The sequence below is a fragment of the Micromonospora reichwaldensis genome (assembly GCF_031845925.1).
Lineage (GTDB): Bacteria > Actinomycetota > Actinomycetes > Mycobacteriales > Micromonosporaceae > Micromonospora > Micromonospora reichwaldensis.
Genome location: NZ_JAVRFL010000023.1, coordinates 86,222 through 110,688 on the forward strand (window position 1 = coordinate 86,222; position 24,467 = coordinate 110,688).

The window sequence follows — 24,467 nt, forward strand, 5'->3', positions numbered from 1 at the left end:
GGACCTCCTGCTACGACTACCGGAACCTCAGGGCGGTCGGCCCCTGCACCTTCGAGCCACGGCGCTGCTTCGCCGGCATGGCGGCGAGCTTCTCGCGCAGCTCGACGGCGTAGGCGGCGAGCGCCTCCACCAGATCGGGGACCGAGGCGTGCGGCGGCTGGACGTCGACCCGCAGGCCGAACTCCGTCGCGGTCTCCGCCGTCTTGGGCCCGATCACTGCAACGACGGTACGGGCATGCGGCTTCCCCGCGATACCCACCAGATTGCGCACCGTCGAGCTGGACGTGAAGAGCACCGCGTCGAAGCCACCCGACTTGATCGCGTCCCGGATCTCGGCGGGCGGCGGGGCGGCCCGGACCGTCCGGTAGGCGGTCACGTCGTCGACCTCCCAACCGCGCTCGGTGAGGCCGGCGGCGAGGGTCTCGGTGGCGATGTCGGCGCGCGGCAGCAGCACCCGACCGACCGGGTCGAGGATCTCGTCGTGCGGCGAGAACTCGGCCAGCAGCCCCTCGGAGGACTGCTCCCCCGACGGGATCAGCTCGGGCTGGATGCCGAACGCGCGGACGGCGTCGGCGGTCGCCTCACCGATGCAGGCGATCTTGACGCCGCCGAAGTGCCGGGCGTCGAGACCGTGCTCGGCGAACTTCTCCCAGACCGCGCGGACCGCGTTGACGGAGGTGAAGATCACCCAGGCGTACCGGCCGTCGACCAGGCCCTTGACCGCCCGCTCCATCTGGGCCGGGGTGCGCGGCGGCTCGACCGCGATCGTCGGCACCTCGCAGGGGATGGCCCCGTACGCGCGCAGCCGGGCGCTCATCACGCCGGCCTGCTCCTTGGTGCGGGGCACGAGGACCTTCCAGCCGTACAGCGGCCGGTTCTCCCACCAGCTCAGCTTGTCCCGCTGGCCCACACCCTCGCCGACGGTGAGGACCACCCGGCCGGTGAAGCCGAGCGCCGCCGCGACGAACGAGTCGACGGTCGACGTGGTGGTGTACTGCGTCTCGCCGGTGCCGTCACCGGTCACCCCGACGCCGGTGGTGCCCTCCACCCCGGCCGCGAGCAGCCCGTCGCGGATCGCGGCGAGGTCGCCGGCGTCCACGGCCAAGGCCAACGAGCCCCGGCCGACGGCTGCGGCCAGCGCGTCGAAGTCCAGCGTGCTGACGTCCTCGACGTCGGCCGCCGTCCGTACGCCCGGCAGCGGCACGCCCGCGTAGGTCGCCACCCCCTCGGCCTGGCCGACCCCGGGAACCACCTCAAAGTGCGCGGCGGTCCGCGCGACCGCCTGCACCTCCTTGACGACCGAATCGTGGCCGAACGGGTCGCCGGCGACCAGGTGCACCGCGTTCAGCCCGGAACGGGCCGCCGAGATCAGCACCTTCGCCACGTCACCCGGCGCGCCCTCCGCCGGAGTGAACTGGGCGTCTTCCCTGGCCTGGGCGCGGACGGCGTCGAGCAGCGACTCGGGGACTCCCCGGTCGTACACCACCTGGTCGGCGTCGACCAGAGCGTCGTGCGCCCGGCGGGTCAGCAGGCCCGGGTCGCCGGGACCGGCCCCGACGAAGGCGATGCGGCCTACGGGCTTACGGGTGCGGGTCATTCTGTGCTCCCAAATTGCTGGGTCCCCGGGCCGGCGTGTCCATCGTGGCCGAGGATCGAGTCGGCGCCGAGGTCGAGGAGTTCGGCGGCGAGTGCCTTGCCGATCTCCGCCGCGTCGGCGAGCGTTCCGGTGCGGGACAGCCGGAGGTCTCTCGTGCCGTCCGGACTGATCACCGCCCCGCGCAGATAGATCTCCTGGACGAAGTCACCCTCGACGCCCGAGCCGGTTGGCTCGCCTTCGGCGACGACGGCGTAGGCGGCGACCGGGGCGGAGCATCCGGCCTCCAGGGTGGCCAGCAGCGCCCGTTCCGCGGTGACCGCGGCGTGGGACGGTGCGTGGTCGAGCACGGCGAGCAGCTCGACCAGGTCCGTGTCGTCGACCCGGCACTCCACCGCCAGCGCGCCCTGGGCGGGCGCGGGCAGCATCAGCATCGGGTCGAGCGTCTCGGTGATCACGTCGGTACGCCCGAGCCGGGCCAGCCCGGCCCGGGCCAGGACGACCGCGTCGAGGTCGGCCTCCGGGCCGAGCACCCGCGCGAGGCGGCTGTCGACGTTGCCGCGGATCGGGGTGACCTCCAGCTGCATCCCGAGGGCGTGCAGCTGGGCGATGCGGCGCAGCGCTCCGGTGCCCACGGTCGCGCCGGAGGGCAGCTCGGCGAGCGTCCGGCCGTCCCGGGCGACAAGCGCGTCCCGCGGGTCCTGCCGCACCGGCACCGCCGCGATGTGCAGCCCGGCCGCCGCCGCGGTGGGCAGGTCCTTGTAGGAGTGCACCGCGAAGTCGATGGTGCCGGCGGTCAGGGCGTCCCGCAGGGCGGAGACGAAGACGCCGACGCCGAGCCGGTGCACCGGCGCGGACGAGCGGTCGCCGGCGGTGACCACCTCGACCAGCTCGACGGGCCGGCCGGTGGCGGCGGTCAGGGCCTCCGCGACGTGGCCGGACTGGGCCATCGCCAGTTTGCTGCCCCGGGTACCGAGGCGCAGGGGCGTGCTCATCGCTCACCTCCGAGGGGCGGGACGTCGGCGGAACCCGTCGACGGCGGGATGTCGGCGAGGCCGACGGACGGCAGATTGTCGGCGAGGCCGCCGGGTGGCAGGACGTCGGCGAGGCCGAACGGCGGCGCGGCGTCGCCGGCCACGATGTCGGGGACGTTGTCGACCGGGGACGTCTGCGGCACCTTGAGGTCGAACAGCTCGCGCAGCAGGGCCGCGTACTGGTCGCCGCCGGGTTCGGCCGCCAACTGGCGCACCCGCACGGTCGGCTGGTGCAGCAGCCGCTGCACCACCCGGTGCACCGTCCGGGCCACCTCGGCGCGCTGGTCGTCCGTGAGGTCCGGGCGGCGCTGGGCGAGCCGGCGCAGCTCGGCGCCGACCACGTCGTCGGCGCGGCCACGCAGGGCGGCCACCGTGGGCGCCACGTCGGCGCCGCGCAGCCAGGTGAGGAAGGCGTCGACCTCGCCGGCCACGATCCGTTCGACGGCGGCGGCGTCGGCTGCGGCGGGCCCGTCGGCGAGCAGCGTCGCCATCCGGTCGATGTCGATGACCTCGACGCCGGGCAACTCGGCGACGCCGGCTTCCACGTCGCGCGGCACGGCCAGGTCGAGCAGGACGAGCGGCCCCCGGCCGGGGTCGCGCCCGGCGAGCGCCCGGGTCACCACGTCACGGGTGAGGACCGCTTCGGTGGCCGCGGTGGCGGCCACTACGATGTCCACTGTGGAGAGAACGGTGGTCAGCTCCGCCATCGGCGTCGCGCTGGCCCCGTACGCCTCGGCCAGCCGGACGGCCCGGTCGGCGCCCCGGTTGGTGACCGTGAGCGGCCCGGCGCCCAGCCGGGACAGCGTGGCGACGCTCAGCGAGCCCATCGCGCCCGCGCCGACCACCAGCGCGGGATGGCCGGCGAGGTCGCCGTCGAGATGCCCGGCGGCCAGCTCCAGCGCGGCCGTCACCACGCTCTGGCCGGCCCGGTCGATCCCGGTCTCCGCGTGCGCCCGCTTGCCGACCCGCAGCGCCTGCTGCATCAGCTCGTGCAGCAGCCGCCCGGCGGTGTCTGCCCCGGTCGCGGAATGGTAGGCGTCCCGGAGCTGGCCGAGGATCTGCGCCTCGCCGACCACCATCGAGTCGAGCCCGGCGGCGACCCGGAAGACGTGGTCCACGGCGGCGGCGTCGAAGTGCACGTAGAGGTGGTTGGCGAGCGCGGCGGGCTGGCAGCCGGCCTGGTCGGCCAGCACCGCGCAGATGTCGCCGAGGCCGCCGTGGAAGCCGGACACGGCGGCGTAGACCTCCACCCGGTTGCAGGTGGAGACGATCACGGCCTCGGTCACGTACGGCTGGGCGACCAGGCGGTCCAGGGTGCGGGTGAGGTCCGCGGGGCCGACCGCGAGCTGCTCCAGCGTGGCGACGGGAGCGGTGCGGTAGGACGCGCCGACGACGAGCAGTTTCACGTGCCGATCGCCTCCTGCGGGTCGGTGACGGCGAGCCCCCCGGGCAGGGCGGTCAGGGCGGACCCACCGGTGGCGGGCAGCGCGGTCAGCGATGCCTTGCGGTGCTCGTGGAAGGACAGGATCTGCAGCTCGATCGCGAGGTCGACCTTGCGCACGTCGACCCCCTCCGGAACCGAGAGTACGCACGGGGCGAAGTTCAGGATGCTCGTCACACCGACGGCCACGAGCTGGTCCGCCACCGCCTGGGCGGCCGGGGCCGGGGTGGCGATCACGCCGATGGCGATGGCCTCCTCGACGGCGACCCGGGGCAGCTCGTCGATGTGCCGGACGACCAGCCCGCTGATCTCCTCGCCGACCCGGGCGGGGTCGGCGTCGAAGAGGGCGGCGATCCGGAAGCCGCGGCTGGCGAAGCCGTCGTAGCCGGCGAGGGCGTGACCGAGATTACCCACGCCGACCAGGGCGACGGCCCGCCGCTGGGTGAGCCCGAGCACGTACTCGATCTGGTCGACCAGCAGCGCCACGTCGTAGCCGACGCCACGGGTCCCGTACGAGCCGAGGTGCGAGAGGTCCTTGCGGAGCTTCGCGGAGTTCACGCCGGCAGCGCTGGCCAGTCCCTCGCTGGACACGGTCTCGTGGCCGGTTTCGGCGAGGTTGTGCAGGGCACGGAGGTATTCCGGGAGCCGCGCGACGGTCGCCTCCGGCAGATCCGGGAGCGCCGGTACGGCACCGGCGCGGCCGGGCGCGCCAGGGTGACGGTGCTGACTCATGAGACTCCGTGCGGTGCGATCCTCGGCCAACTCGGGCGGCCGGCCGTTTCGGGATCCCCGCTGGCGACCGAGATTGCCGGCTGTGCTAGCAGGGCGCGTCGGAACTACAGAGTAGGCGCTTGTGAACGCGTGCACAAATCGCGATCTTGACAGCTCGCGACGCGGCTTCACCAGCCCCTCCATTCCGCAAGATCGATCCAGTGGCCGCCGCCGGCCACCGCCCGACCTCGGGGCGGTGGCGATGGTGCCGGTAGCGCCGATTATTGCTCAATTACGACTTCTCTGACCAATCGCGCGGCCCACGGCTCGCCCACGATCCGGTCACGGTAGGGCCAGCCCTACGCCGCAGAGGCGGGCCGACGGGATGGGTCGGCGACCCCGCGCTGCCTAGCCTCGTGACATGACCGCCGTACCCGTCGCCGCCGATCAGCCCGTGCCGGCGCCGACCATCTCCCGACAGCTCCTGCTGGACTCCGGCTACGTGCTGCTGGGCCTCCCGCTGGCCCTGGCCAGCTTCGTCGTCCTGCTGGTGGGCCTGGCTGCCGGGCTGGGGCTGGTCGTGACGGTGATCGGCCTGCCGATCCTCAGCGGCACCCTCTACGCCGCCCGGGGCCTCGCCGACATCGAGCGCCTCCGCCTGCCCACCGTGCTCCACCAGGCCCGGATCCGCCCCCAGTACCGGCTGCCGGAGCCCGGCGCGAGCGCCTGGCGGCGGATCTTCGTGCCGATGGGGGACGCGCAGTCCTGGCTCGACCTGGCGCACGGCATCCTCAAGCTGATCGTGGCCATCGTCACCTTCGTGGTCACGCTGGTCTGGTGGGCCGGCGCCGTCGCCGGCACCCTCTACTGGGCGTACGACTGGACGCTGCCGCACGGCGACCCGGAGGACGTCGGCCTCCCCCAGCTCCTCGGCCTCGGCAACTCGACCGTCGTCCGGATCGGGCTGCACACCGCGATCGGGCTGTTCTTCCTGATCACCCTGCCGATCGTGGCCCGGGGCTGTGCGCTGCTGCAGGCCGGCTTCGGCCGGGCCCTGCTCACCGGCGTGGCCGAGATGCGCAACCGGATCACCGTGCTGGAGGAACAGAAGCGGGCCGCCGTCTCCGCCGAGGCGAGCGCGCTGCGCCGACTGGAGCGGGACATCCACGACGGCCCGCAGCAGCGCCTCGTCCGGCTCGCGATGGACCTCAGCCGGGCCCGCCAGCAACTCGCCACCGACCCGCGGGCCGCCGGGCGCACCCTGGACGAGGCGGTCACCCAGACCCGGGAGACGCTCGCCGAGCTGCGCGCCCTGTCCCGGGGCATCGCGCCGCCGATCCTGGTCGACCGGGGACTGCCCAGCGCCCTGGCGGCACTGGCCGGGCGCGGCCTGATCCCGATCGAGCTGCGGGTGGACCCGGAACTGGCCAGCCCGGCCGGCCGGCTCGACCCGGCGGTCGAGAGCACCGCCTACTTCGTGGTGTCCGAGGCGCTGACCAACGTCGCCAAGCACAGCCGGGCGACCGAGTGCCAGGTCACCGTGGCCCGGCACGACGGGCGGCTGGAGGTCGACGTCGACGACGACGGGCAGGGCGGCGCCCACCTGGCCAAGGGGCACGGGCTGGTCGGCATCGCCGACCGGATCCGCTCCGCCGGGGGCCGGCTCTCCGTGGTCAGCCCGGTTGGCGGGCCCACCAAGATCCGCGCGGAACTCCCGCTGTGAGCCGTACGTGGTAGACAACAGGGCATGCGGATCGTGATCGCGGACGACGCGGTGCTGCTCCGGGAGGGGCTGGTACGGCTGCTCACCGAGCGCGGGCACGAGGTGGTGGCCGCCGTGGCCGACGGCGACGCGCTGGTGGCGGCGGTGGTGGCGCACCGGCCGGACGTGTCGATCGTCGACGTCCGGATGCCGCCGTCGCACACCGACGAGGGGCTGCGCGCGGCGGTGGAGGCCCGCCGCCTGGTGCCCCGCACCCCGATCCTGGTCCTCTCCCAGTACGTCGAGGTGTCGTACGCCGACGACCTGCTCGCCACCACCGGCGGCGGCGGGGGCGGGATCGGCTACCTGCTGAAGGACCGGGTGGCCGCGATCGACGAGTTCCTCGACGCGCTGGACCGGGTGGCCGCCGGCGGGACGGTGCTCGACCCCGAGGTGGTCGGCCAGCTCTTCGCCCGGCGGCGGCGCGACGACCCGCTGCGCGAGCTCACCCCGCGCGAACGCGAGGTGCTCGCGCTGATGGCCGAGGGCCGCTCCAACACGGCGATCGCGAAGACCCTGGTGGTCACCGACGGCGCCGTCGAGAAGCACGTCCGGAACATCTTCACCAAGCTCCAGCTCCCACCCGACACGGAGCAGCACCGGCGGGTCCTGGCCGTGCTGGCCTACCTGCGCAACTGACCCGCCACCCGGCCCGCCGCCCACGCACGGACCGGCCGCCGGTCTGTCGCCTCGGCCCGGACGAGGCCGGCCCGGTCAGGGCAGCGTGGCCGCCAGGCTGACCGCCTCGCTGAGGGTGTCGGCGACCGGGTGGCCGGAGGCGCGCAGCCGTGCCGCGTCGGTGAACCCGCCGGTGTAGAGGACGGCGTGGCCCCCCACCGACACGGCGGCGTCGGCGTCGTCGACGGAGTCCCCGATCAGCACCACGTCCCGGCCGTCCACGCCCAGCTCCGTCAGGTGCCGCCGGAGCGACTCGGCCTTGCGGTCGCCGCCGACGGTCGCCCGCAGCCCGTCCACCCGGACGAAGTTCCCGGTCAGCCCGTACGTGTGCACGGTCGGCACCAGCTCCTCGTGGAACCACATGGACAGCAGGGACTGGCTGCCCGGCCAGGCGGCCATCGCGACCGTGGCGTCGTGCGCCAGCTCGCAGGTCGTCAGCCCGGTGCGGTACGCGTCGTGGAAGATCCGGTCCAGCCGGCCGAACGCGTCGTCGTCGACCGCCCGGCCGAGCACCTCGGCGTAGTAGTCGGCGATCGGGCGGCGGAACCGTACCCGGTGCTCGTCGGCGGTCACGGCGGGCCCGCCGACGCTGGCGAAGGCGGCGTTGGTGCAGGCGACCACCAGGCTCAGGTCGTTGAGCAGGGTGCCGTTCCAGTCCCACACCAGGTGGTTGCGTGCCGGGGTCATGGCAGCACCATAGCGCCCGGCACTACAGCTGCGGCGTGGTCAGGTCCCGCAGCAGCCGCTCCTCCTCCACCCGCCAGTAGCCGTGCTCCTTGCCGTCGAGCAGCACCACGGGCAGCCGGTCGCCGTACTCGCGTTCCAGCTCGATGTCGTCGGTGACGTCCTTCTCGGTCCACCGGTCCCCGGTGACCGCCACCACCCGGTCCAGCGCCAGCTTCGCCTCGTCGCAGAGGTGGCAGCCTGGGCGGGTGATCAGGGTGAGTCGGGGCTCACGCATCGGTCTCCTCCGTCGTGCTGGCGCCGGTCGGAGCCGGCGGGCGGGTCTCCGGCGACGCCGCCGGGGACGGCACCGGGGACGCCGGGGACGACGCCGTCCGGAGCAGGGTCTTGCGCACCTTGCCGATCACCGAGTGCGGCAACTCGTCGACGAACTCGACGGCGGTCGGGCACTTGAACCGGGCCAGGTTGCGGGCGCAGTGGGCGAGCAGCTCCTCACCGGTCACCGGACGCCCCGGCGCCGGCACCACGTACGCCCGGACAGTCTCGCCGGTCCGCGGGTGCGGCACACCCAGTACCGCCGACTCGGCCACCCCCGGGTGCGCGGCGAGCACCAGCTCGACCTCGTGCGGGTACACGTTGAACCCGTTGACCAGGATCAGCTCGCCGATCCGGTCGACCAGGAAGAGGTCGCCGTCGGAGTCGGCGTACGCCACGTCGCCGGTGGGCCACCAGCCGTCGGCGTCCGGGCCGCCCCGGCCGTCCGGCCAGTAGCCTGCGAAGACGTTCGCCCCGCGCACCACGACCTGGCCCGGGTCGGTGCCGGGCGTGACGTCGGAGAGATCCAGTTCGTCGGCGTCGTCCTCCGGCTCGGCCACGCCGTCGCGCCACAGGTCGGCCCCGTCCGTCCCGACCAGACGCAGCTCGACGCCGGGCAGCGGCCGGCCGATCGAGCCGGGCTTCGGCTCCCCGCCGACCAGGGTGGAGGTGAGCACCGGCGCGGTCTCGGTCAGGCCGTACCCGACGTGCACCGGGCGGCCGGCGACCTCGGCGAAGCGCGCCGCGACGGCCGGCTCCAGCGGTGCCGCGCCGCAGACCACGGCCCGGACCGACGTCATCGCCGCGGCGAGGACGGCGGCGTCCGCCGTGGACCAGGCGGCCACCATCGACGGTACGCCGACCAGCACGGTGACCCGGTGCCGGGCGATCACGGCCAGCCCCGCGTCGGAGCCGAGGTCGTCGACGAGCACCCCGGTCGCGCCATGGTGGACGACCGCGCCGAGCCCTGCGTTCAGCCCGTACGCGTGGAACAGCGGCAGCGCCAGCAGCACGGTGTCGTCCGGGCCGACGACCGGCGGGTCGATGCGGCCGACCTGCTCGTGGTTGGCCGCCAGCGCCCGGTGCGTCAGCATCGCGCCCTTCGGCCGCCCCTCGGTGCCGGAGGTGTAGAGCAGCAGCGCCAGGTCGTCGCCGCCCCGGACGGGAAACGGCTGACCGGCGTCGGCCACCGGCGGCGCGGTGTGCACGGCGACGAGCGCGGGCAGGTCCCCTGCGGCGTCGGCGACCAGGTCGCGTACCCGCTCGGTGCCGATCAGCACCGAGGCGCCGGAGTCGGCCAGCACGTGCCGCAGTTCGGGGGCGGTGAGGCCGGGGTTGACCGGCACCGCGACCAGCCCGGCGCGCAGCGCGGCCAGGCAGCTCACCACGAAGTCCGGCGAGTTGCCGAGCGCGACGGCGATCCGGGGCGGGTGCGGGTCGGCGGCTTTCGGCGTCGGGCCGGGCCCGGCGGGTCGCGCCCCGGTCAGGGCCGCCAGGGCGTGGGCGGTGGCCGTCACCGACGCGTCCAGTTCGGACCAGGTGACGGTCCGCTCGCGCCAGTGCAGCGCGGGTCGGTCGCCGTGGGCGGTGGCCGCCCGGTGGAGCCGCTCGACGAGGGTCGAGGCGGAGCTGTCGGTTGCGTCCTGCACGGTGGCTGAGTCTGGCACAGCGCGGGGCCTGTGGGCCATGCCCGCCGGAGGCCGGAGGGGACATCCCGGTCTGCGGCACCGGCGTCCCGCACAAGTCCCGCCCACGGGACGCCCGGCGGGCGCGGACGGGACACGACCGGTCCCGTCCATAGGACACGCCGCGACGCACCGGGCACGCCGGACGGTCCTGGGTCGACACCCGCGCCGCCGATCCACCCGATCACCGCGACACGCACGCCGACCTGGAATTTCCTTCGCAATCACGCGGCAATCCGAAAGTCAACCGCACACGACGGACAACCGGTCCGCCAGTTGTGCGGCGCGGCGGGAAATACTTCCGCCCTGTGTAACGGACTTGCCACGCGTGGGTGACGTTGGCCCTATCATCACTCGGGTCGGCTCACCCCATTTGCCGTGAGTCGACACCCCTCAGCCCGAGGAGGCCCCCGTGCCTGTGAGCGCATTGGACCAGCACCTCAAGGGGATCTGCCGCCCGTCGGCACACCCCGAGCCAGCCCTGCCCGGCCCAGCCGGCCGGGCCACGACGGCGACGCGCCGACCGGCGTGGTCGGCCGGCGGGACGGAGGCGGCGCGGTGACCACCTTCGGTTACGCGGAACGGCCGGCCGGCCTGACCAACCCGGCGATCCGCGGCCCGCTCAACGAACGGCCCGCCGCCCGGGCTCCGCTGGACGACACGGGCAGCCTCGCCGTCCGGGGGGAGGGCGCGTCGAGCCGGACCCGCAGCCGGCCACACCAGAACGAACCGCCGCCCCGCTCCGCGACACCGGGCGGCAACGCCAAATCGGCCGGCGGCCGGGTCGCCGTCCCCGCCCGGCCCACCATGCCGGCGCAGGGCCGCCGCACCACGGAGCCGGCCAAGGCGCCCGACGAGTCGGGCGCGGAGACCGCGGTGCTCCCGGCGGTGCCGGCCGCCGCCGCGCCGGTCAACACCTCGACGGGCTTCCCCAGCCGTCCGGACCCGTCCGACCCCGCCACGGAGGTCTGGGGGCTGGTCGAGCGGGCCCAGGCCGGCGAGTCCGAGGCGTTCGGGCTGATCTACGACCGGTACGTCGACACGGTGTTCCGGTTCGTCTACTTCCGGGTGGGCAACCGGCAACTCGCCGAGGACCTCACCTCCGACACCTTCCTGCGCGCCCTCAAGCGGATCGGCAGCTTCACCTGGCAGGGGCGCGACCTGGGCGCCTGGCTGGTCACCATCGCCCGGAACCTGGTGGCGGACCATTTCAAGTCCGGCCGCTACCGGCTGGAGGTCACCACCGGGGACGTGCTGGACGCCGACCGCGAGGACCGGGGCCCGGAGGGCAGCCCGGAGGCGGCGGTCGTCGAGCACATCACCAACGTGGCCCTGCTCAGCGCCGTCAAGCAGCTCAACCCGGAGCAGCAGGAGTGCATCGTGCTCCGCTTCCTGCAGGGCTTCTCCGTGGCCGAGACGGCCCGCACGATGGGCAAGAACGAGGGCGCGATCAAGGCACTCCAGTACCGCGCGGTACGAGCGCTGGCCCGGCTGCTGCCGGACGGCTTCCAACCGTAGTCCCGGGCACGAAGAACGCCGTGCATCGATGCGATGTACGCGCAGGTCCGTGGCGTCGCGACCCCGTGACAGCGATCACTTTGGGTGATTTCGCCTCCGCCGGCCCCGTAACCCATGTCCGGTGCGGACCGTTTCTCCGGGTGCGACCGGTGGTAGCCCCGGCATCCCCCGGGCCCCCGAGGTCCGGCAGCGCGGCCGGCCACGACCTTCGTCCGTGGTGTCCCGCCGTCACCGGTCGCTGTCGAAGACAGCGGCCGACCGGCCGCGACCAGCGAGAGGAGGTGCCCGCGGTGGACAGCAACCTCTTCTCCCGTCGGCGCGCGGAGCGCTTCGCGCAGCTTCTCGACGAGGCCAACGGGGGCCGGCGACACCACGTCCGTTCCCGGGCCGACGACCAGTTGGCCACGCTCGTCGCGGTGGGTCAGCGGCTGCCCGCCGCCCCGCCCGCCGTGGAGGTGGACCCGGAGTTCCGCACCGGACTGCGGGCCATGCTCCTGGCCACGGCCGAGCGCGAGGGCATCGGTGCCCCGGCCGCCGTCACCACCCAGCCGTCGTCCCGGCGCTCCGCCGCCGACGCCGGCCGCAACCGGCTGCTGCCGGCGGTGACCGCCCGCCGGGCCCGCGCCCGGGGCGCCATCCTGGTCGGCGTCGCGGCCGGCGCCGTCGCCCTCTCGGGCATCTCGGCCGCCAGCGAGAACGCCGTCCCCGGCGACGCGCTGTACGGCATGAAGCGCTCCACCGAACGCGCCCAGCTCGCGCTGGCCAGTTCCGACGTCAGCCGGGGCCAGCTGTTCCTGGGCTTCGCCCGTACCCGGCTCGCCGAGGCGGCCGCGCTACGCGGCAACGAGGCCGGCTTCAGCGCGGTGCTGGACGACATGGACGCCGACACCCGCCAGGGCGTACGCCTGCTGACCACCGCCGCGACGCAGCGCTCGGACCCGGCGGCGCTGGACGCGGTCAACTCCTTCCTCACCGGCCAGCGCCGGGCGGTCGGCGGGCTCCTCGACGACGCCAGCCGGGCCGAACGCGACCGGACCCGCCGCTCGCTCGCCCTGCTCGACGCGGCCCGCAAGCGCTCCGACGCGCTGCGCGCGACGATCGCCTGCGGTGGGCCCGCACCCGTCGGCAGCGACGCCCTCGGCCCGGCCCCGGCCACCTGCCCCGGCGACCGCTGATCCGACGTCGGCCGGACCGGCCGAGACGTCCACGCCACAGTTCTCCCCATGGGCGGCCGTCCGCCAGGCGCGCCCGGCTACCCTCGCGGAAGCACACGTCGCGCCGGTCGAGCGGAGGGAGGTCGCGTGGTCCGCAGCCGCAAGGTGACCGTCAGCACCGACGCCCACGGTCACACCGCCGGCTGGGCGGAGACCGACTTCGCGCCCCTCGCTCCCCCGGAACCCGATCCGACCGCGGCGGCCTTCTTCGACGTCGACAACACGATGATGCGGGGCGCGTCGATCTACTGGTTCGCCCGGGGCCTCGCCGCGCGCGACTACTTCACCACCGCGGACCTGGCCCGGTTCGCCTGGCAGCAGCTGCGGTTCCGGCTGCTCGCCACCGAGCACGCCGGCGACATGTCGCAGGCCAAGGAGGCCGCCCTCGCCTTCGTCGAGGGCTGGCGGGTGGACGACGTGGAGCGCCTCGCGGAGGAGATCTTCGACGAGCTGATGGCGCCCCGGATCTGGGCCGGCACCCGCCAGCTCGCCCAGCGCCACCTGGACGCCGGCGAGCGGGTCTGGCTGGTCAGCGCCGCGCCCGTGGAGATCGGCCGGGTGATCGCCGCGCGGCTGGGCCTGACCGGCGCGGTCGGCACGGTCGCCGAGATCGTCGACGGCGCGTACACCGGCCGGCTGGTCGGCGACCTGATGCACGGCCCGGCCAAGGCGGAGGCGGTCACCCAGCTCGCCGCGGTCGAAGGGCTGGACCTGCGCCGCTGCACCGCCTACAGCGACTCGTGCAACGACCTGCCGATGCTCTCCATGGTGGGCCGGGGCGTGGCCGTGAACCCGGACGCGGCCCTGTTCAAGGAGGCCCGGCAGCGCGGCTGGGACGTCCGCGACTTCCGCACCGGCCGCCGCGCCGTCAAGATCGCCGTACCGTCCACCGCGGCGGCCGGCCTGGTCGCCGGGGCGGTCGGCGCCGGGTTGGCGCTGCACCGGCGCCGCCGCGACGGCTGACGGCTCGGCCCGCGCAGTCAGCCGTACCGGCCGCCCGCGCCCTCAGCGACGCGGGCCGCCCGCATCCGTCAGGGGCCGAACGGGTCCGGGCGCCGCTCCAGCAACTGGTGCAGGGTCTGCTGGATGGTCTCCCGCACCTGGTCCGCGAGGTTGAACACGACCAGCGGGTCGTCGGCGGAGTCGATCAGGTGCGCGGTGGGGATCGGCGGGCAGAACTCGATCAGCCACTTGCTCGGCAGCGGCACCATGCCGAGCGGCCCCAGCAGGGGGAACGTGGGCGTGACCGGGAAGTAGGGCAGCTTGAGCAGCCGCGCCAGGGGCTTGATGTCGGCGAGCATCGGATAGGTCTCCTCGCCGCCGACGATGGCGACCGGCACGATCGGGGTGCCCGTGCGCAGCGCCGCCGAGACGAACCCGCCCCGGCCGAAGCGTTGCAGCTTGTAGCGCTCGGAGTAGAGCTTGCCGATGCCCTTGAAGCCCTCGGGAAAGACGCCGACCAGCTCGCCGTTGCCGAGCAGCCGCTCCGCGTCCGGGTTGCAGGCGACCGTGCCGCCGGTCTTGCGGGCCAGCTCGGAGACCACCGGCATCCGGAAGACCAGGTCGGCGCCGAGCAGCCGCAGGTAGCGGCGGGCCGGGTGCTGGTCGTGCAGCGCGGCCGAGAGGATCAGCGCGTCCAGCGCCACGGTGCCCGAGTGGTTGCCGACCACCAGGCCGGCGCCCTCGGTGGGCACGTGCTCCAGGCCGGTGACCTCGGTGCGGAACCAGTCGCGGTAGAGCATCCGCAGCAGCGGGTGGAAGACCGCGTCGGTGATCTCGGGATCGAAGCCGAACTCGTCGACCTCGTAGTCGCCGGAGAGCCGACGACGCAGGAACGCCAGGCCCTTGGCGACCTTGCGGTCCCAGTGGTCGCCGGGCCGGTCCGGCACCGAGGGCCCGCCCACCGGGGCCGGTGCCGGCGCGTCGTGCGCGACCGTCTCGTCGGTGGCGGACGTGTCGGGCTCGTCGGGCGTGCCGAGATGGTGTCCGTTCGCCCGCGCGGGCTCCGCGTCCGGCGCGGCCACGGTCAGCGGTACGTCGTAGCGGCCGTCGCGCCGCTCCTCCGGCCCGTTCACGAGCCCTCCCGTACGGCAGCCCGAACCTGCCGGATCCCGTCCAGCACGAGCTGCTCCGCGACGGCCAACTGGTCCCGGTTCACGACGACACCGCCGTAGTGGGCGTGGATGAAGTCGTCGAAGGCGGCGGCGGTGGAGCGGGGTGTGAAGCCGTACTCCCGCTCCAGCCGGCTGGTGTCGACGACCCGGCCGTGCACGAAGAGGTCGACCTGGTCCAGGCCGTAGCGGCCGAAGCCGAGGTTGCGGGCGATCGCGGCGGCGCTGGAGAGGCCGGGCTCCAGCACCGGCACGGCCACCCGGCCGGCCCGCCGGATCGCCTGCGACAGGGAGAGCACGCCCGGCCCGGCCACGTTGTACGTCCCCGGATGGTCCTCGACGATCGACCGGTGCAGCACCTCCAGCGCGTCGTCGAAGTGCAGGAACTGCAACCGGGGGTCCCGCCCGAACACGGTGGGCACCACCGGCCGGGAGAAGTAGCGGGTGAGGGTGGTGTCGGCGGTCGAGCCGATGAACGGCGCGAAGCGCAGCACGGTCGCGGTGACGTCGGGCCGGCGGCGGCGGAAGCCGCGGACGTACCCCTCGATGTCCAGGATGTCGCGGCCGAACCCGCCGCGTGGCACCTCGCGCGGCTCGGTCTCCTCGGTGAAGACGGCCGGGTCGCGGAAGGACGCCCCGTAGGCGGCCGTCGAGGAGCGGACCACGAGCTTGCGCAGCCGGGGGGCGCGCTGGCAGGCGGCGAGGAGCTGCATCGTGCCGATGACGTTCTGTTCCTTCATCGCCGAGCGGCCGCCGTGCTGCGGGTCCGGCGAGGTCACCAGCGCGAGGTGGACCACCGCGTCGACGTCCAGGTCGGCGAGGAGGCCGCCGAGCGAGCCGGCGTCGATGCGGACGCGCTCGACCCGGTCGAGCAGGTCGGAGAACTCGGCACCGGGCTCGGGCTGGTCCACGCCGATGACCCGCTCGATGCGGGGGTCGGCCGCGAGCCGGGCCGCGACGTGCGCGCCGAGGTAGCGGCTGACCCCGGTGACGACGACGACCCCCGGGGCACCTGTGGTGCCACCGGGGGTCATGTCGCGCACCTTCCCCGGCAGGAGGGATCGAACCGGGACATCCGCGGCGTGATCACCTGAGCCTCCGAGGGTCGACAGTTGGCAAGTGACGACGGGAGCCGGGCCGGGACCCGGCCCCGGTCACTTGCCGAGACGGCGACGCTGGACGCGGGTCTTGCGCAGCAGCTTGCGGTGCTTCTTCTTAGCCATGCGCTTGCGGCGCTTCTTGACCACCGAGCCCATACGAAAGCCTTTCGATGCAACGTGCGGGGCGACCGGATGACGCCACGGTGTGACGTCGGCGACCGCTTGCGGACAACGGACCGGACCAGCGGGGTAAGCGGCAGGGCGCACCTGCGGTCACGGTCGGGGTCCAGGGTAGCCGGAGAGCGTCAGCAGGACCAACGCGCCCCCGCCGATGCCCGTTACGTCGTGCTTGAACGACGGCCCGCGGGAGGGTCAGGCGGTTTCCTGAAAGGCGCCCCGCAGGTATTCGTGCACCGCGTGTTCGGGCACCCGGAACGACCGGCCGACCCGGACCGCGGTGAGTTCACCGCTGTGCACCAGGCGGTAGACCGTCATCTTCGACACCCGCATCACCGTCGCCACCTCGGCGACGGTGAGGAACTTGACCTCCGACAGCCGTCCGTCGGACTGCGACCCGGCCATGGCTCACCGACCAATCCCATGCCCGGCGCGTGCCACCGGACGGGTTCGTCCCGCCCGGACCGGCGACGCGCGTGTTACCAGTACGGTAGCGGGACGGCTGTGACCGGCGCGATCCCTTCGTACAACTGATCATGATTCTCGCCGGTGTCCACCCGACCGGTCGGTTCGTTGTCGAACCTGTTGCGCCCGGCGTCCGATCGGTCCCCGTCCGGGACACGCCGCCCGGTCCGGGGCGGTCGGGACGCTGCCCGACGCGCGTGGACGCCGCGATGGTCGGAACCGGGCCGCCGCGCGGAAGGCGTCCGGTGGCTCCGGCGGCGCCACCGGAGCCACCGGACGGGTGCCCCGGGCCGCTTCCGGACGCGGACCGGGGCTCCGCGCTGGGAGCGGGCACCAGTGTGTCAGGTCGCCCGGCGCGGCCCGACAGCGGTCGATCATGAATGTCGGGGGCCGCCTGAACCGGCGCCAGCGGGGGCCACGGCGCCGCCCGGACCGTCAACCGACCACGGCCCGGACGTACCCGACGCACTCGTCGTGCAGGGCGGACCAGGGTTCGCCGAGGACCCGCTCGGCCGCCTGGTCCACCGGCGTGCGCTCGTGCACCACGGCCGCGAAGAAGGCGAGCAGCCGCTCCGGGCCGAACCGGTCGACCAGGTGCCGGACCGCCAGGTAGGAGACGCCGTAGCTGCCGCTGACCCGGTCGGCCGGGGCGTCGTCGGCCGGGCTGAGGCTGTCGAGCCGGCCGTCCCAGCCGCCGAGCAGGCGCCGCACCTCGTCCAGTCCCGCGTACCGGTCGATCGGCTCGCCGTCGGCGCCCGCGTACTCGGCCAGCCCCTCCACCAGCCACCAGGTGCCCTTGCCCGGGTACCCCCGCTCCGGCAGGGACGCGGCGTGGGTCAGCTCGTGCCGGAGCAGGTCGTCCACCCCGCCGGGGACGAGCCCGTCGGCGTTGAGCACCACCTCGTGGTGGCCGCCGCCGACCGTGACCGCGTACCCGCCCGTCCACTTCGGCCGGCCGCCGCCGTACCAGCGCTGCCACTCGCCCCGGCCCGCGTGGAAGATCCGGTACCGGTCCGGCGTGCGGCCGCCCACGGCGTACGTGTCGGCGACCCGGGCGGCGGCCTCCGCCTGGGCCAGCAGGCCGGGCAGTTCCTTGCGCAGGGCGGGAGTGGTGGCCACGAGCGTACGCCGGCCGACGGCCACGGCCAGCTCGCTGACCTCCCAGGGCCGGGTGCCGGTCTCGGCGGACCGGGACGGCTCCACGGCGAGCAGCCGGGGCCGCTCCCCCTCCCGCCACCGGGTGCCGGTCAGCACGCGGCTGGTGCGGCAGTCCGGCGTGACGAAGCAGTAGCGGAACTCGACAAGCAACCGCCACTCGCCGGGGCGGCCCTCGACCGGCGTGGGCAGGCCGTTGGCGCCGGCCTGCCAGGCGGTCACCCGCAGCGCGCGCAGCGCGGCGTACCGGCGGCGCAGGTCCGGATGCGCGACCGGCTCCGCGACCGCCAGGAACCCGGCGCGGTCCCCACCGAGCAGGGCGGCGGACTGTCGGGCCAGTTCGGCCGTCATCCGTTCGCCGAGCCGGCGGGCGGCCGCGGTGGCGGGGTCGTCGGGCGGCGCGGCGGACGCCCCCGGGGCCGGGGGGTCGCCGGCCCGCACCAGGCCGGCCACCAGCGCCGCGGGCAGGCCACAGGCCAGCAGCAGTATGACCGCCGCCAGCGCCACCCCGAGCGGCCCGATCCGCCGCGACGGCCGCTCGCTGCCCACCGCCGCCGGAACGGCCGACGCGGCGGGCTCGGCCTGCACATCGGGCTCGACCTCGACAATGGACCCGGCGTCGTCAGCGGACCCGGCGTCGTCAGCGGGCCCGGCCTCTTCTGTGGCGGCGACCGGTGTGCCGTCCGTCACCGGTCGGCCGTCCGTTCCGGGCTGCCCGTCAGTCACCCGCCGAAGGGTACGACCATCGGGGCGGCCCGGCGACCACGGCCCGGCGAGCCACGCCGCCTGGCAGCCCGGAGCGCGGCGGAGGCAGCGGCACGACGACGGCGGCGCCCACCCGGACGGAGATCGCCGCGTCCAGGATCAGCCCCACCGGCCGCCGACGGCCGGCACGGCCAGTTCCAGTGGGAAGAGCGGCAGCGGACCCAGGGCCGTCAGCGGCGGTCCGCGTGGGGCCAGGACCGGAACGCGCCGTCCAGCGCGGCGACCAGGTTGTCGAACGTGGCGCCGACGGCGCGGGGCAGGCCGAAGCCGCCGGCCGCCTCCAGCGAGACGAATCCGTGCAGGGTGCTACGCAGCATCCGGGTCGCGTCGACGGCGTCGTCGCCGTCGAGCCCGTAGCCCCGCAGGGTGGCCCGGATCGCCCCGACGGCCCGCTCCCCGGCGGCGACGTGTTCCGGGTCGGCCGGGTCCGGCACCCGCTGGGTCGCCGGGTAGCGACCGGGGTGCCGGTGCGCGTACGCCCGGTAGGCGGCGGCGACGGCCCGCAGCGCGTCCCCGCCGGCCCGGCCCGCGGCGGCGGCGGTCAGTTCGTCGGCGAGTTCGGCGGTGGCCAGCGCCGAGAGCTTCTGGGCGAGCGCGTCGGCCCCCCGCACGTGCTTGTAGAGGCTCGGCAGCGCGACGCCGAGCCGGTTGGCCAGCGCGGCGAGGGTGAGCTGGTCGGCGCCGACCTCGTCGGCGAGCCGGGCCGCCTCGCGCACCACGCTCGCCTGGGTCAGCCCGGCCCTAGGCACCGGTGACCGCCAGGAACTCGGCGAGCTGGGCGGCGGTGCGCGCCGGCTGGTCGGCGTGCGGGTAGTGGCCGGAGTCGTCGATCATCCGTGCCTCGGCGGTGGCGAAGAGCCGGCGGGCCGCCCGCGCCCCGGCACCCGGGTCGCGGAAGTCCGGGTCCTTCGTGCCCATCAGCACCAGCACCGGCTGCCGGACCTCGCGCGCCCGCGCGGTCCAGTGCGGGGCGGCCGGCGCGATCACGCCGCGCATCGCCGCCATCCGGCCGGGCTCGCGCAGGGTGGCGACCATCGCCCTGCGGTACGCCGCGTCGTCGGCCGGCCGCTCGCACGGGAAGAGCGTGCGGTGGAAGAGCCCGAACAGCCGGGGGCTGCGCAGCACGGCGGCCAGGGCGACCCGCATGAACGGGTTGAGCTTCGGCTCCTCGGCGAACGGGGCGAGCTGGACGACGCCGTTGACGAGCGCGGGCTTGTCGGCGGCGGCGAAGACCACGGCCGCCGCGCTGGACGAGCTGCCGACGAGGGTGGCCGGCCCGCCGCCGAGGTCGCGGACCACGGCGAGCAGGTCGGCGCCGACCTCCGCCGGGGCGTACGACGGCCAGCCGGCGCTGGACGCGCCGTGCCCCCGGACGTCCACCGACGCCACCCGGTGCCCGGCCGCGACGAGCAGCGGGACCAGGTGGCGGAAGGAGCCGCGGTTCTCCCCCATGCCGTGCGAGAGGACGACGAGCGGCCCCTGCCCGTGCACCTCGTAGGCGATCCGCCCGCCGTTCCGTTCCACGTAGCTAACTGTCATAACTTGCAAGCTAATGCAATTAGCTAACGCCGTCAAGGGCTTGACCTCACGCCGGGTTCAGGTCGCACGATCGGGTCATGTCGCCCGCCCCCACGCACCTGCGCATCGCCCGACCGAGCCGCGACCTGGCAGCCGCCGAACGCTTCTGGGTCGGCGGGCTCGGCCTCGACGTGCTCTGGCGCTCCGCCGCCGAGGCGCCGGGCGAGCACGACCTGCTCATGGTCGGCCGGCCGGGCGACCACTGGCACCTCGAACTCGTCGGCGGGGAGCACGCCGCCGCGCCCACGCCGACCGCCGAGGACCTGCTGGTGCTCTACCTCGACGGCCCCGTCGACGACGGGCTGGTCCGGGAACTGGAACGGGCCGGCGGGACGAGGGTCTCCGCCGGCCCGTACTGGGACCGCTGGGGGGTGACGGTGGCCGATCCGGACGGCTACCGCCTGGTGCTGAGCACCCGGGGCTGGTCGAACGGCTGACCTACTTCTTCGACAGCACGGCCCGGCCGAAGAACATCAGGTTGGCCGGGCGCTCGGCGAGCCGGCGCATCAGGTAGCCGTACCAGTCCTCGCCGTAGGGCAGGTAGGTCCGCACGGTGTAGCCCTCGCCGGCCAGCCGGGCCTGCTCCTCCGGGCGGATGCCGTAGAGCATCTGGAACTCGAAGCGCTCGGGGCCGCGGTCGAACCAGCGGGCCCGGTCCTCCCCGATGGCGATCAGGCGGGGGTCGTGGGTGGCCAGCATCGGGTAGCCGTCGCCGGACATGAGGATGTTCATGCACCGCACGTAGGACTTGTCCACCTCGCGCGCGGACTGGTAGGCCACCGACTCCGGCTCCTTGTACGCGCCCTTGCACAGCCGGACCCGGGAACCGGCCGTGGCCAGCTCGCGGCAGTCCGACTCCGTCCGCCGCAGGTACGCCTGGAGCACGGCCCCGGTCGACGGGTGGTCCTTGCGCAGCTTGGCGAGGATGTCCAGCGTCGAGTCGGTGGTGGTGTGGTCCTCCATGTCCAGGGTGACCGTGGTGCCCGCCTCCTCGGCGGCGGCGCAGATCGCCCGCGCGTTGTCGTAGGCGAGCTGCTCGTCGAACATCTGGCCGAGCGCCGACAGCTTGACGCTGACCTCGGCGGCCGGGGTGAGCCCCGCCTCGGCGAGCCGCCGGAGCAGCCCGACGTACTCGTCGCGGGTGGCGGTGGCCTGCTCGGGGGTGACGGTGTCCTCGCCGAGGTTGTCGAGGGTGACCGCGAGACCGTCGTCGACGAGTTCGCGGGTCGCGCGCAACGCGTCGTCGGTCTTGGCGCCGGCGACGAACCGGCGGACGAGGTCCCGCGTGAACGGGGCCGTCGCGACGAGCCGCTCGACCTGGGGTGACCGGGAGGCGGCGAGGATGACGGTACGGAGCATGGACCGAGCGTAACGCCCGCCGGTGACCCCGCGCGGGGCAGCGGGCGCAGCCTCGGCCGCCAGGTCCCAACACCGTCACAGGCACCGACCGGGGGCGGACGGCGGTGGCCCCCATCGGTTACAACGATGACGTGGAACAACGCCCCCGCCGCCGACTCCGGTCGGCCTCCGTGCAGCTCGGCGCGCTCACCGTCCTCGCGCTCACCCTCTCTGGCTGCAACATGTCCTCGGACGACGACGATGACGACTGCGCCCTCGGCCCCGTGGGCGGCGGCGAGACGGTGGCCCTGGCGCTGCGGGCGCCCACGGTGACCGCCGGGCGCACCGCGCCGGAGCCGGCCGCCGCGGCGGTGCCCGACCGGGGCGGCTTCGGCACCCACCTCGCCTCCTGCGGCGGCTGAGGTGCGCCGGGAGTCGGTCACCCCCCGCCCGGACTGGGACGCCACGATCCGCTCCCAGGGCCTGGTGTACGTCGACACCGAGCTGCCCGACGGCGGCATCATGTCGTACTGGGACGAGACCGCCGCGTACGCGTTCGAGCTCGACGAGGTGCTGCGGCTGGAGGAGGCGACCGAGGAGCTGCACCGGATGTCGGTCGCCGCCGCCGAGCACGTCGTCGCACGCAACCGCTACGCCGAGTTCGGCATCCCCGCCTGGGCGGCCGAGGCCGTGGCCCGGTCGCTGCGCGAGGCGCCGCCCACCCTCTACGGGCGCTTCGACCTCGCCTACGACGGCAGCTGGCCGCCGAAGATGCTGGAATACAACGCCGACACCCCCACCGCGCTGGTCGAGGCGAGCATCATCCAGTGGTACTGGCTGGAGCACACCCGGCCGGAGCTGGACCAGTGGAACAGCCTGCACGAGCGCCTCGTCGAGGCCTGGGCGAAGATCGGCGCGGAGCTGCACGACCGCCGGGTGCACGTGCTCTGGTCCAACGAGGAGGAGTCCGGCGAGGACCACATGACCGCCGGCTACCTCGCCGAGACCGCCCGCCAGGCCGGGCTGGAGGTCACGCTCCAGCCGATCCAGCACATCGGCTGGGACGGTCGCCGCTTCGTCGACGCGGCCGACCAGCAGGTCACCACCTGCTTCAAGCTCTACCCCTGGGAGTGGATGCTCGCCGAGCCGTACGGGCCGCTGGCGCTGGAGCCGGGCACCCCGACGACCTGGATCGAGCCGGCGTGGAAGCTGCTGCTGTCGAACAAGGCGCTGCTCGCCGTGCTCTGGGAGCTCTACCCGGGCCACGAGCTGCTGCTGCCGGCGTACCTCGACTCGCCGCGCGGCATGACCGAGTACGTGGCCAAGCCGCTGCTCGGCCGCGAGGGCGGCTCGGTGCGGATCGTCACCGGCGACACCGAGATCACCAACCCGGGGATCTACGGCGACGAGGGCTGGTGCTACCAGGAGTTCCGGGCGCTGCCGGAGTTCGCCGGCAACCGGATGGTGCTGGGCAGCTGGATCGTCGACGGCGAGTCGGCCGGGGTGGGGGTGCGGGAGAGCGCGAGCCTCATCACCGACGGCTACGCGCGGTTCCTGCCGCACTACATCGACGCGCCACGGGTCCCCTGAGTCGTCTACGGTTGTGGGCGTGAACTTCGACGCGTACGCCCGGACCGGCGTTGACCTCGTCAACGCCCGCCTGGACGACCTCGACGACCTCCGGGCTCTCTTCCCCGACGACAACGCGTGGATGCGCGACGAGGTGGCGGAACGGGACCTCGCGACATTCCGGCGGGCGCAGAAGCGCTTGCGCGACGTCTTCGAGTACGGCACATCCGGGCGGGACGCCCAGGCGGTGACCGAGCTCAACGCGCTGCTGGAGGCGTTCCCGGTGCAGCCCCGCATCTCCGGGCACGACTCCAGCGACTGGCACATGCACGTGACCAGCCGGGGCGCCTCGGTGAGCGCCGAATACCTGGCCGGCGCCGCCTGGGGGCTGTCGGTCTGGCTCTGCGAGTACGGCAGCGCCCGGTTCGGGGTGTGTGCCGACGACCGCTGCGGCAACGTCTACCTGGACACCTCGTCCAACTGCTGCCGGCGGTTCTGCTCGGAACGCTGCGCCACCCGCTCGCACGTGGCCGCCCACCGCGCCCGCAAGCGCGCGGCCATCGGCGAGCAGGCCGGCGTGAGCAGCAAGGAATCGCTCAGCACGACCGTCTGACGCCGTACCCGGCCGGTGCCCCCGCAGCGGCCGGGCGCGGCGGCCCTCCGGGCGTCCACCTGGCCCGGCGCGGCGTTCAGGCGTCGACCGGGGACGGGGTGCCGAGGTGCTGGCGGGCGAACGCCAGCGACTCCCGCAGGTCGGCCTCCCGCACGGCGCGGCTCTTCGCGCCCCGGGTGGTGACCTCCACGGCGACCGAGCCGGTGAAGCCGCGCCCGGCCAGCGAGGAGAGCAGTTCGCCGCAGGGCTGGGTGCCGCGCCCCGGCACCAGGTGCTCGTCGCGGCCCTCGCCGGTGCCGTCGCCGAGGTGCACGTGGGCCAGGTTGGCCCCCATCCGGTCGGCCATCGCCAGCGAGTCGGTGTGCGAGGCGGCGCAGTGCGACAGGTCGAGCGTGTAGGAGTCGTACCCCGTCTCGGTCGGGTCCCAGCCCGGGACGTACGGCACGAACTGCCGCCCCGCCATCCGGACCGGGTACATGTTCTCGACCGGGAAGCGCAGGTCGGGATGGTCGGCGGCGATCGCGGCGAGCCCGTCGGCGAAGTTGCGCGCGTAGTCCCGCTGCCAGGTGAACGGCGGGTGCACCACCACGGTGGGTGCCCCGAGCGTCGCCGCCAGCTCCGCGGAGCGGCGCAGCCGCTCCCACGGGTCGGGGCTCCACACCCGCTGCGTGACCAGCAGGCAGGGCGCGTGGACGGAGAGCACCGGGACGCCGTAGTGCTCGGCGAGCCCGCGCAGCGCGCCGGCGTCCTGGCTGACGGCGTCGGTCCAGACCATCACCTCGACGCCGTCGTAGCCGAGCGCGGCGGCCAACTGGAACGCCGCCGCGGTCCGCTCAGGAAAGACCGAGGACGTGGACAGGAGCACGGGGACGCGGGAAGTCACACCATCGAGGGTAGCCGGGGTCGATCGACACCTCGTGACGAGAGACCGCAAACCGCCCAGATCACACTCCTTGCCAC

At 74.5% G+C, this 24,467-nt stretch carries 25 protein-coding genes and 1 pseudogene; 9 read left to right on the top strand and 17 right to left on the bottom strand.

Going from position 1 to position 24,467, the window contains the following annotated elements:
* Positions 1-16 precede the first annotated feature (16 nt).
* From RM555_RS19835 to RM555_RS19850, 4 genes are read right to left on the bottom strand one after another with little or no spacing between them, the layout of a single operon-like run.
* A complete protein-coding gene (locus tag RM555_RS19835; RefSeq protein WP_151453400.1) occupies positions 17-1,597 on the bottom strand; it encodes a bifunctional uroporphyrinogen-III C-methyltransferase/uroporphyrinogen-III synthase in 1,581 nt (526 codons plus the stop codon).
* On the bottom strand, positions 1,594-2,589 hold the full coding sequence (gene hemC, locus RM555_RS19840; RefSeq protein ID WP_311413151.1) for a hydroxymethylbilane synthase: 996 nt from the start codon (positions 2,587-2,589) through the stop codon (positions 1,594-1,596). Before hemC ends, RM555_RS19835 begins: the two co-directional genes overlap by 4 nt.
* Positions 2,586-4,034, bottom strand: coding sequence for a glutamyl-tRNA reductase (locus RM555_RS19845; protein ID WP_311413152.1), 1,449 nt, complete (start codon positions 4,032-4,034; stop codon positions 2,586-2,588). The genes hemC and RM555_RS19845 overlap by 4 nt, the downstream gene beginning before the upstream one ends.
* The gene (locus tag RM555_RS19850) at positions 4,031-4,801 is read right to left on the bottom strand and encodes a redox-sensing transcriptional repressor Rex (protein ID WP_151453397.1); all 771 of its coding nucleotides are present in this window, start codon (positions 4,799-4,801) and stop codon (positions 4,031-4,033) included. The genes RM555_RS19845 and RM555_RS19850 overlap by 4 nt, the downstream gene beginning before the upstream one ends.
* 400 nt (positions 4,802-5,201) lie before the next feature.
* On the opposite strand from RM555_RS19850, the gene RM555_RS19855 reads away from it, so the two are divergent.
* Together RM555_RS19855 and RM555_RS19860 are read left to right on the top strand one after the other, a co-directional pair.
* The gene (locus RM555_RS19855) at positions 5,202-6,503 is read left to right on the top strand and encodes a sensor histidine kinase (protein WP_311413153.1); all 1,302 of its coding nucleotides are present in this window, start codon (positions 5,202-5,204) and stop codon (positions 6,501-6,503) included.
* 24 nt (positions 6,504-6,527) lie between these two features.
* Positions 6,528-7,181 carry a response regulator transcription factor gene (locus RM555_RS19860; protein WP_311413154.1) on the top strand — a complete coding sequence of 218 codons (654 nt, stop codon included), beginning with the start codon at positions 6,528-6,530 and terminating at the stop codon, positions 7,179-7,181.
* A 75-nt stretch (positions 7,182-7,256) separates the two neighbouring features.
* Here the strand turns inward: RM555_RS19860 and RM555_RS19865 are convergent, their stop codons facing one another.
* The 3 genes from RM555_RS19865 to RM555_RS19875 are packed head-to-tail and all read right to left on the bottom strand — an operon-like array spanning position 7,257 to position 9,907.
* Complete coding sequence (locus RM555_RS19865) at positions 7,257-7,907, bottom strand: HAD family hydrolase (RefSeq protein WP_311413155.1); 651 nt, start codon at positions 7,905-7,907, stop codon at positions 7,257-7,259.
* Positions 7,908-7,929: 22 nt separating this feature from the next.
* Positions 7,930-8,181, bottom strand: coding sequence for a glutaredoxin family protein (locus RM555_RS19870; protein WP_121399981.1), 252 nt, complete (start codon positions 8,179-8,181; stop codon positions 7,930-7,932).
* Positions 8,174-9,907, bottom strand: coding sequence for an AMP-binding protein (locus RM555_RS19875; protein ID WP_311413156.1), 1,734 nt, complete (start codon positions 9,905-9,907; stop codon positions 8,174-8,176). The genes RM555_RS19870 and RM555_RS19875 overlap by 8 nt, the downstream gene beginning before the upstream one ends.
* Positions 9,908-10,462: 555 nt before the next feature.
* Between RM555_RS19875 and RM555_RS19880 the strand changes: the two genes are divergently transcribed.
* From RM555_RS19880 to RM555_RS19890, 3 genes are all read left to right on the top strand, one after another.
* The gene (locus RM555_RS19880; protein ID WP_311413157.1) at positions 10,463-11,422 is read left to right on the top strand and encodes an ECF subfamily RNA polymerase sigma factor, BldN family; all 960 of its coding nucleotides are present in this window, start codon (positions 10,463-10,465) and stop codon (positions 11,420-11,422) included.
* A 290-nt stretch (positions 11,423-11,712) separates the two neighbouring features.
* Positions 11,713-12,597, top strand: a complete 885-nt coding sequence (locus RM555_RS19885) for a DUF5667 domain-containing protein (protein ID WP_311413158.1) — start codon at positions 11,713-11,715, stop codon at positions 12,595-12,597.
* A gap of 126 nt (positions 12,598-12,723) precedes the next feature.
* The gene (locus tag RM555_RS19890; protein WP_225852020.1) at positions 12,724-13,599 is read left to right on the top strand and encodes an HAD family hydrolase; all 876 of its coding nucleotides are present in this window, start codon (positions 12,724-12,726) and stop codon (positions 13,597-13,599) included.
* 68 nt (positions 13,600-13,667) lie between these two features.
* Here RM555_RS19890 and RM555_RS19895 read toward each other — a convergent pair whose 3' ends face one another.
* The 8 genes and pseudogenes from RM555_RS19895 to RM555_RS19930 form a co-directional block, all read right to left on the bottom strand.
* On the bottom strand, positions 13,668-14,540 hold the full coding sequence (locus RM555_RS19895) for a lysophospholipid acyltransferase family protein (RefSeq protein WP_311413178.1): 873 nt from the start codon (positions 14,538-14,540) through the stop codon (positions 13,668-13,670).
* 167 nt (positions 14,541-14,707) lie between these two features.
* The gene (locus RM555_RS19900) at positions 14,708-15,781 is read right to left on the bottom strand and encodes an NAD-dependent epimerase/dehydratase family protein (RefSeq protein ID WP_311413160.1); all 1,074 of its coding nucleotides are present in this window, start codon (positions 15,779-15,781) and stop codon (positions 14,708-14,710) included.
* A 120-nt stretch (positions 15,782-15,901) separates the two neighbouring features.
* Complete coding sequence (locus tag RM555_RS19905; RefSeq protein ID WP_007465623.1) at positions 15,902-16,003, bottom strand: 30S ribosomal protein bS22; 102 nt, start codon at positions 16,001-16,003, stop codon at positions 15,902-15,904.
* Positions 16,004-16,219: 216 nt separating this feature from the next.
* Positions 16,220-16,429: a helix-turn-helix domain-containing protein gene (locus RM555_RS19910; RefSeq protein WP_007465625.1), complete on the bottom strand. Its 210-nt coding sequence runs from the start codon at positions 16,427-16,429 to the stop codon at positions 16,220-16,222.
* 274 nt (positions 16,430-16,703) lie between these two features.
* Positions 16,704-16,868, bottom strand: a pseudogene (locus tag RM555_RS19915) (ABC transporter ATP-binding protein); the annotation flags it as partial.
* Positions 16,869-16,924: 56 nt separating this feature from the next.
* Positions 16,925-18,370 (bottom strand): hypothetical protein, encoded by a 1,446-nt coding sequence (locus tag RM555_RS19920; RefSeq protein WP_311413161.1) that lies wholly within the window; start codon positions 18,368-18,370, stop codon positions 16,925-16,927.
* A 209-nt stretch (positions 18,371-18,579) separates the two neighbouring features.
* Positions 18,580-19,158 carry a TetR/AcrR family transcriptional regulator gene (locus RM555_RS19925; protein WP_311413162.1) on the bottom strand — a complete coding sequence of 193 codons (579 nt, stop codon included), beginning with the start codon at positions 19,156-19,158 and terminating at the stop codon, positions 18,580-18,582.
* A complete protein-coding gene (locus RM555_RS19930; RefSeq protein ID WP_311413163.1) occupies positions 19,151-19,948 on the bottom strand; it encodes an alpha/beta fold hydrolase in 798 nt (265 codons plus the stop codon). Before RM555_RS19930 ends, RM555_RS19925 begins: the two co-directional genes overlap by 8 nt.
* Positions 19,949-20,025: 77 nt before the next feature.
* On the opposite strand from RM555_RS19930, the gene RM555_RS19935 reads away from it, so the two are divergent.
* Positions 20,026-20,424: a VOC family protein gene (locus tag RM555_RS19935; RefSeq protein ID WP_311413164.1), complete on the top strand. Its 399-nt coding sequence runs from the start codon at positions 20,026-20,028 to the stop codon at positions 20,422-20,424.
* A 1-nt stretch (position 20,425) separates the two neighbouring features.
* On the opposite strand, the gene RM555_RS19940 is transcribed toward RM555_RS19935, so the two are convergent.
* Complete coding sequence (locus RM555_RS19940; protein ID WP_311413165.1) at positions 20,426-21,346, bottom strand: proline dehydrogenase family protein; 921 nt, start codon at positions 21,344-21,346, stop codon at positions 20,426-20,428.
* 131 nt (positions 21,347-21,477) lie between these two features.
* On the opposite strand from RM555_RS19940, the gene RM555_RS19945 reads away from it, so the two are divergent.
* The 3 genes from RM555_RS19945 to RM555_RS19955 are packed head-to-tail and all read left to right on the top strand — an operon-like array spanning position 21,478 to position 23,507.
* Positions 21,478-21,747: a hypothetical protein gene (locus RM555_RS19945; RefSeq protein ID WP_225852019.1), complete on the top strand. Its 270-nt coding sequence runs from the start codon at positions 21,478-21,480 to the stop codon at positions 21,745-21,747.
* 1 nt (position 21,748) lies between these two features.
* Positions 21,749-22,915, top strand: a complete 1,167-nt coding sequence (locus RM555_RS19950; RefSeq protein ID WP_311413166.1) for a glutathionylspermidine synthase family protein — start codon at positions 21,749-21,751, stop codon at positions 22,913-22,915.
* Positions 22,916-22,934: 19 nt separating this feature from the next.
* Positions 22,935-23,507, top strand: coding sequence for a CGNR zinc finger domain-containing protein (locus RM555_RS19955; protein ID WP_132230792.1), 573 nt, complete (start codon positions 22,935-22,937; stop codon positions 23,505-23,507).
* A gap of 76 nt (positions 23,508-23,583) precedes the next feature.
* Here RM555_RS19955 and RM555_RS19960 read toward each other — a convergent pair whose 3' ends face one another.
* On the bottom strand, positions 23,584-24,390 hold the full coding sequence (locus RM555_RS19960) for a sugar phosphate isomerase/epimerase family protein (RefSeq protein ID WP_207913771.1): 807 nt from the start codon (positions 24,388-24,390) through the stop codon (positions 23,584-23,586).
* Between the last annotated feature and the right edge of the window lie 77 nt (positions 24,391-24,467).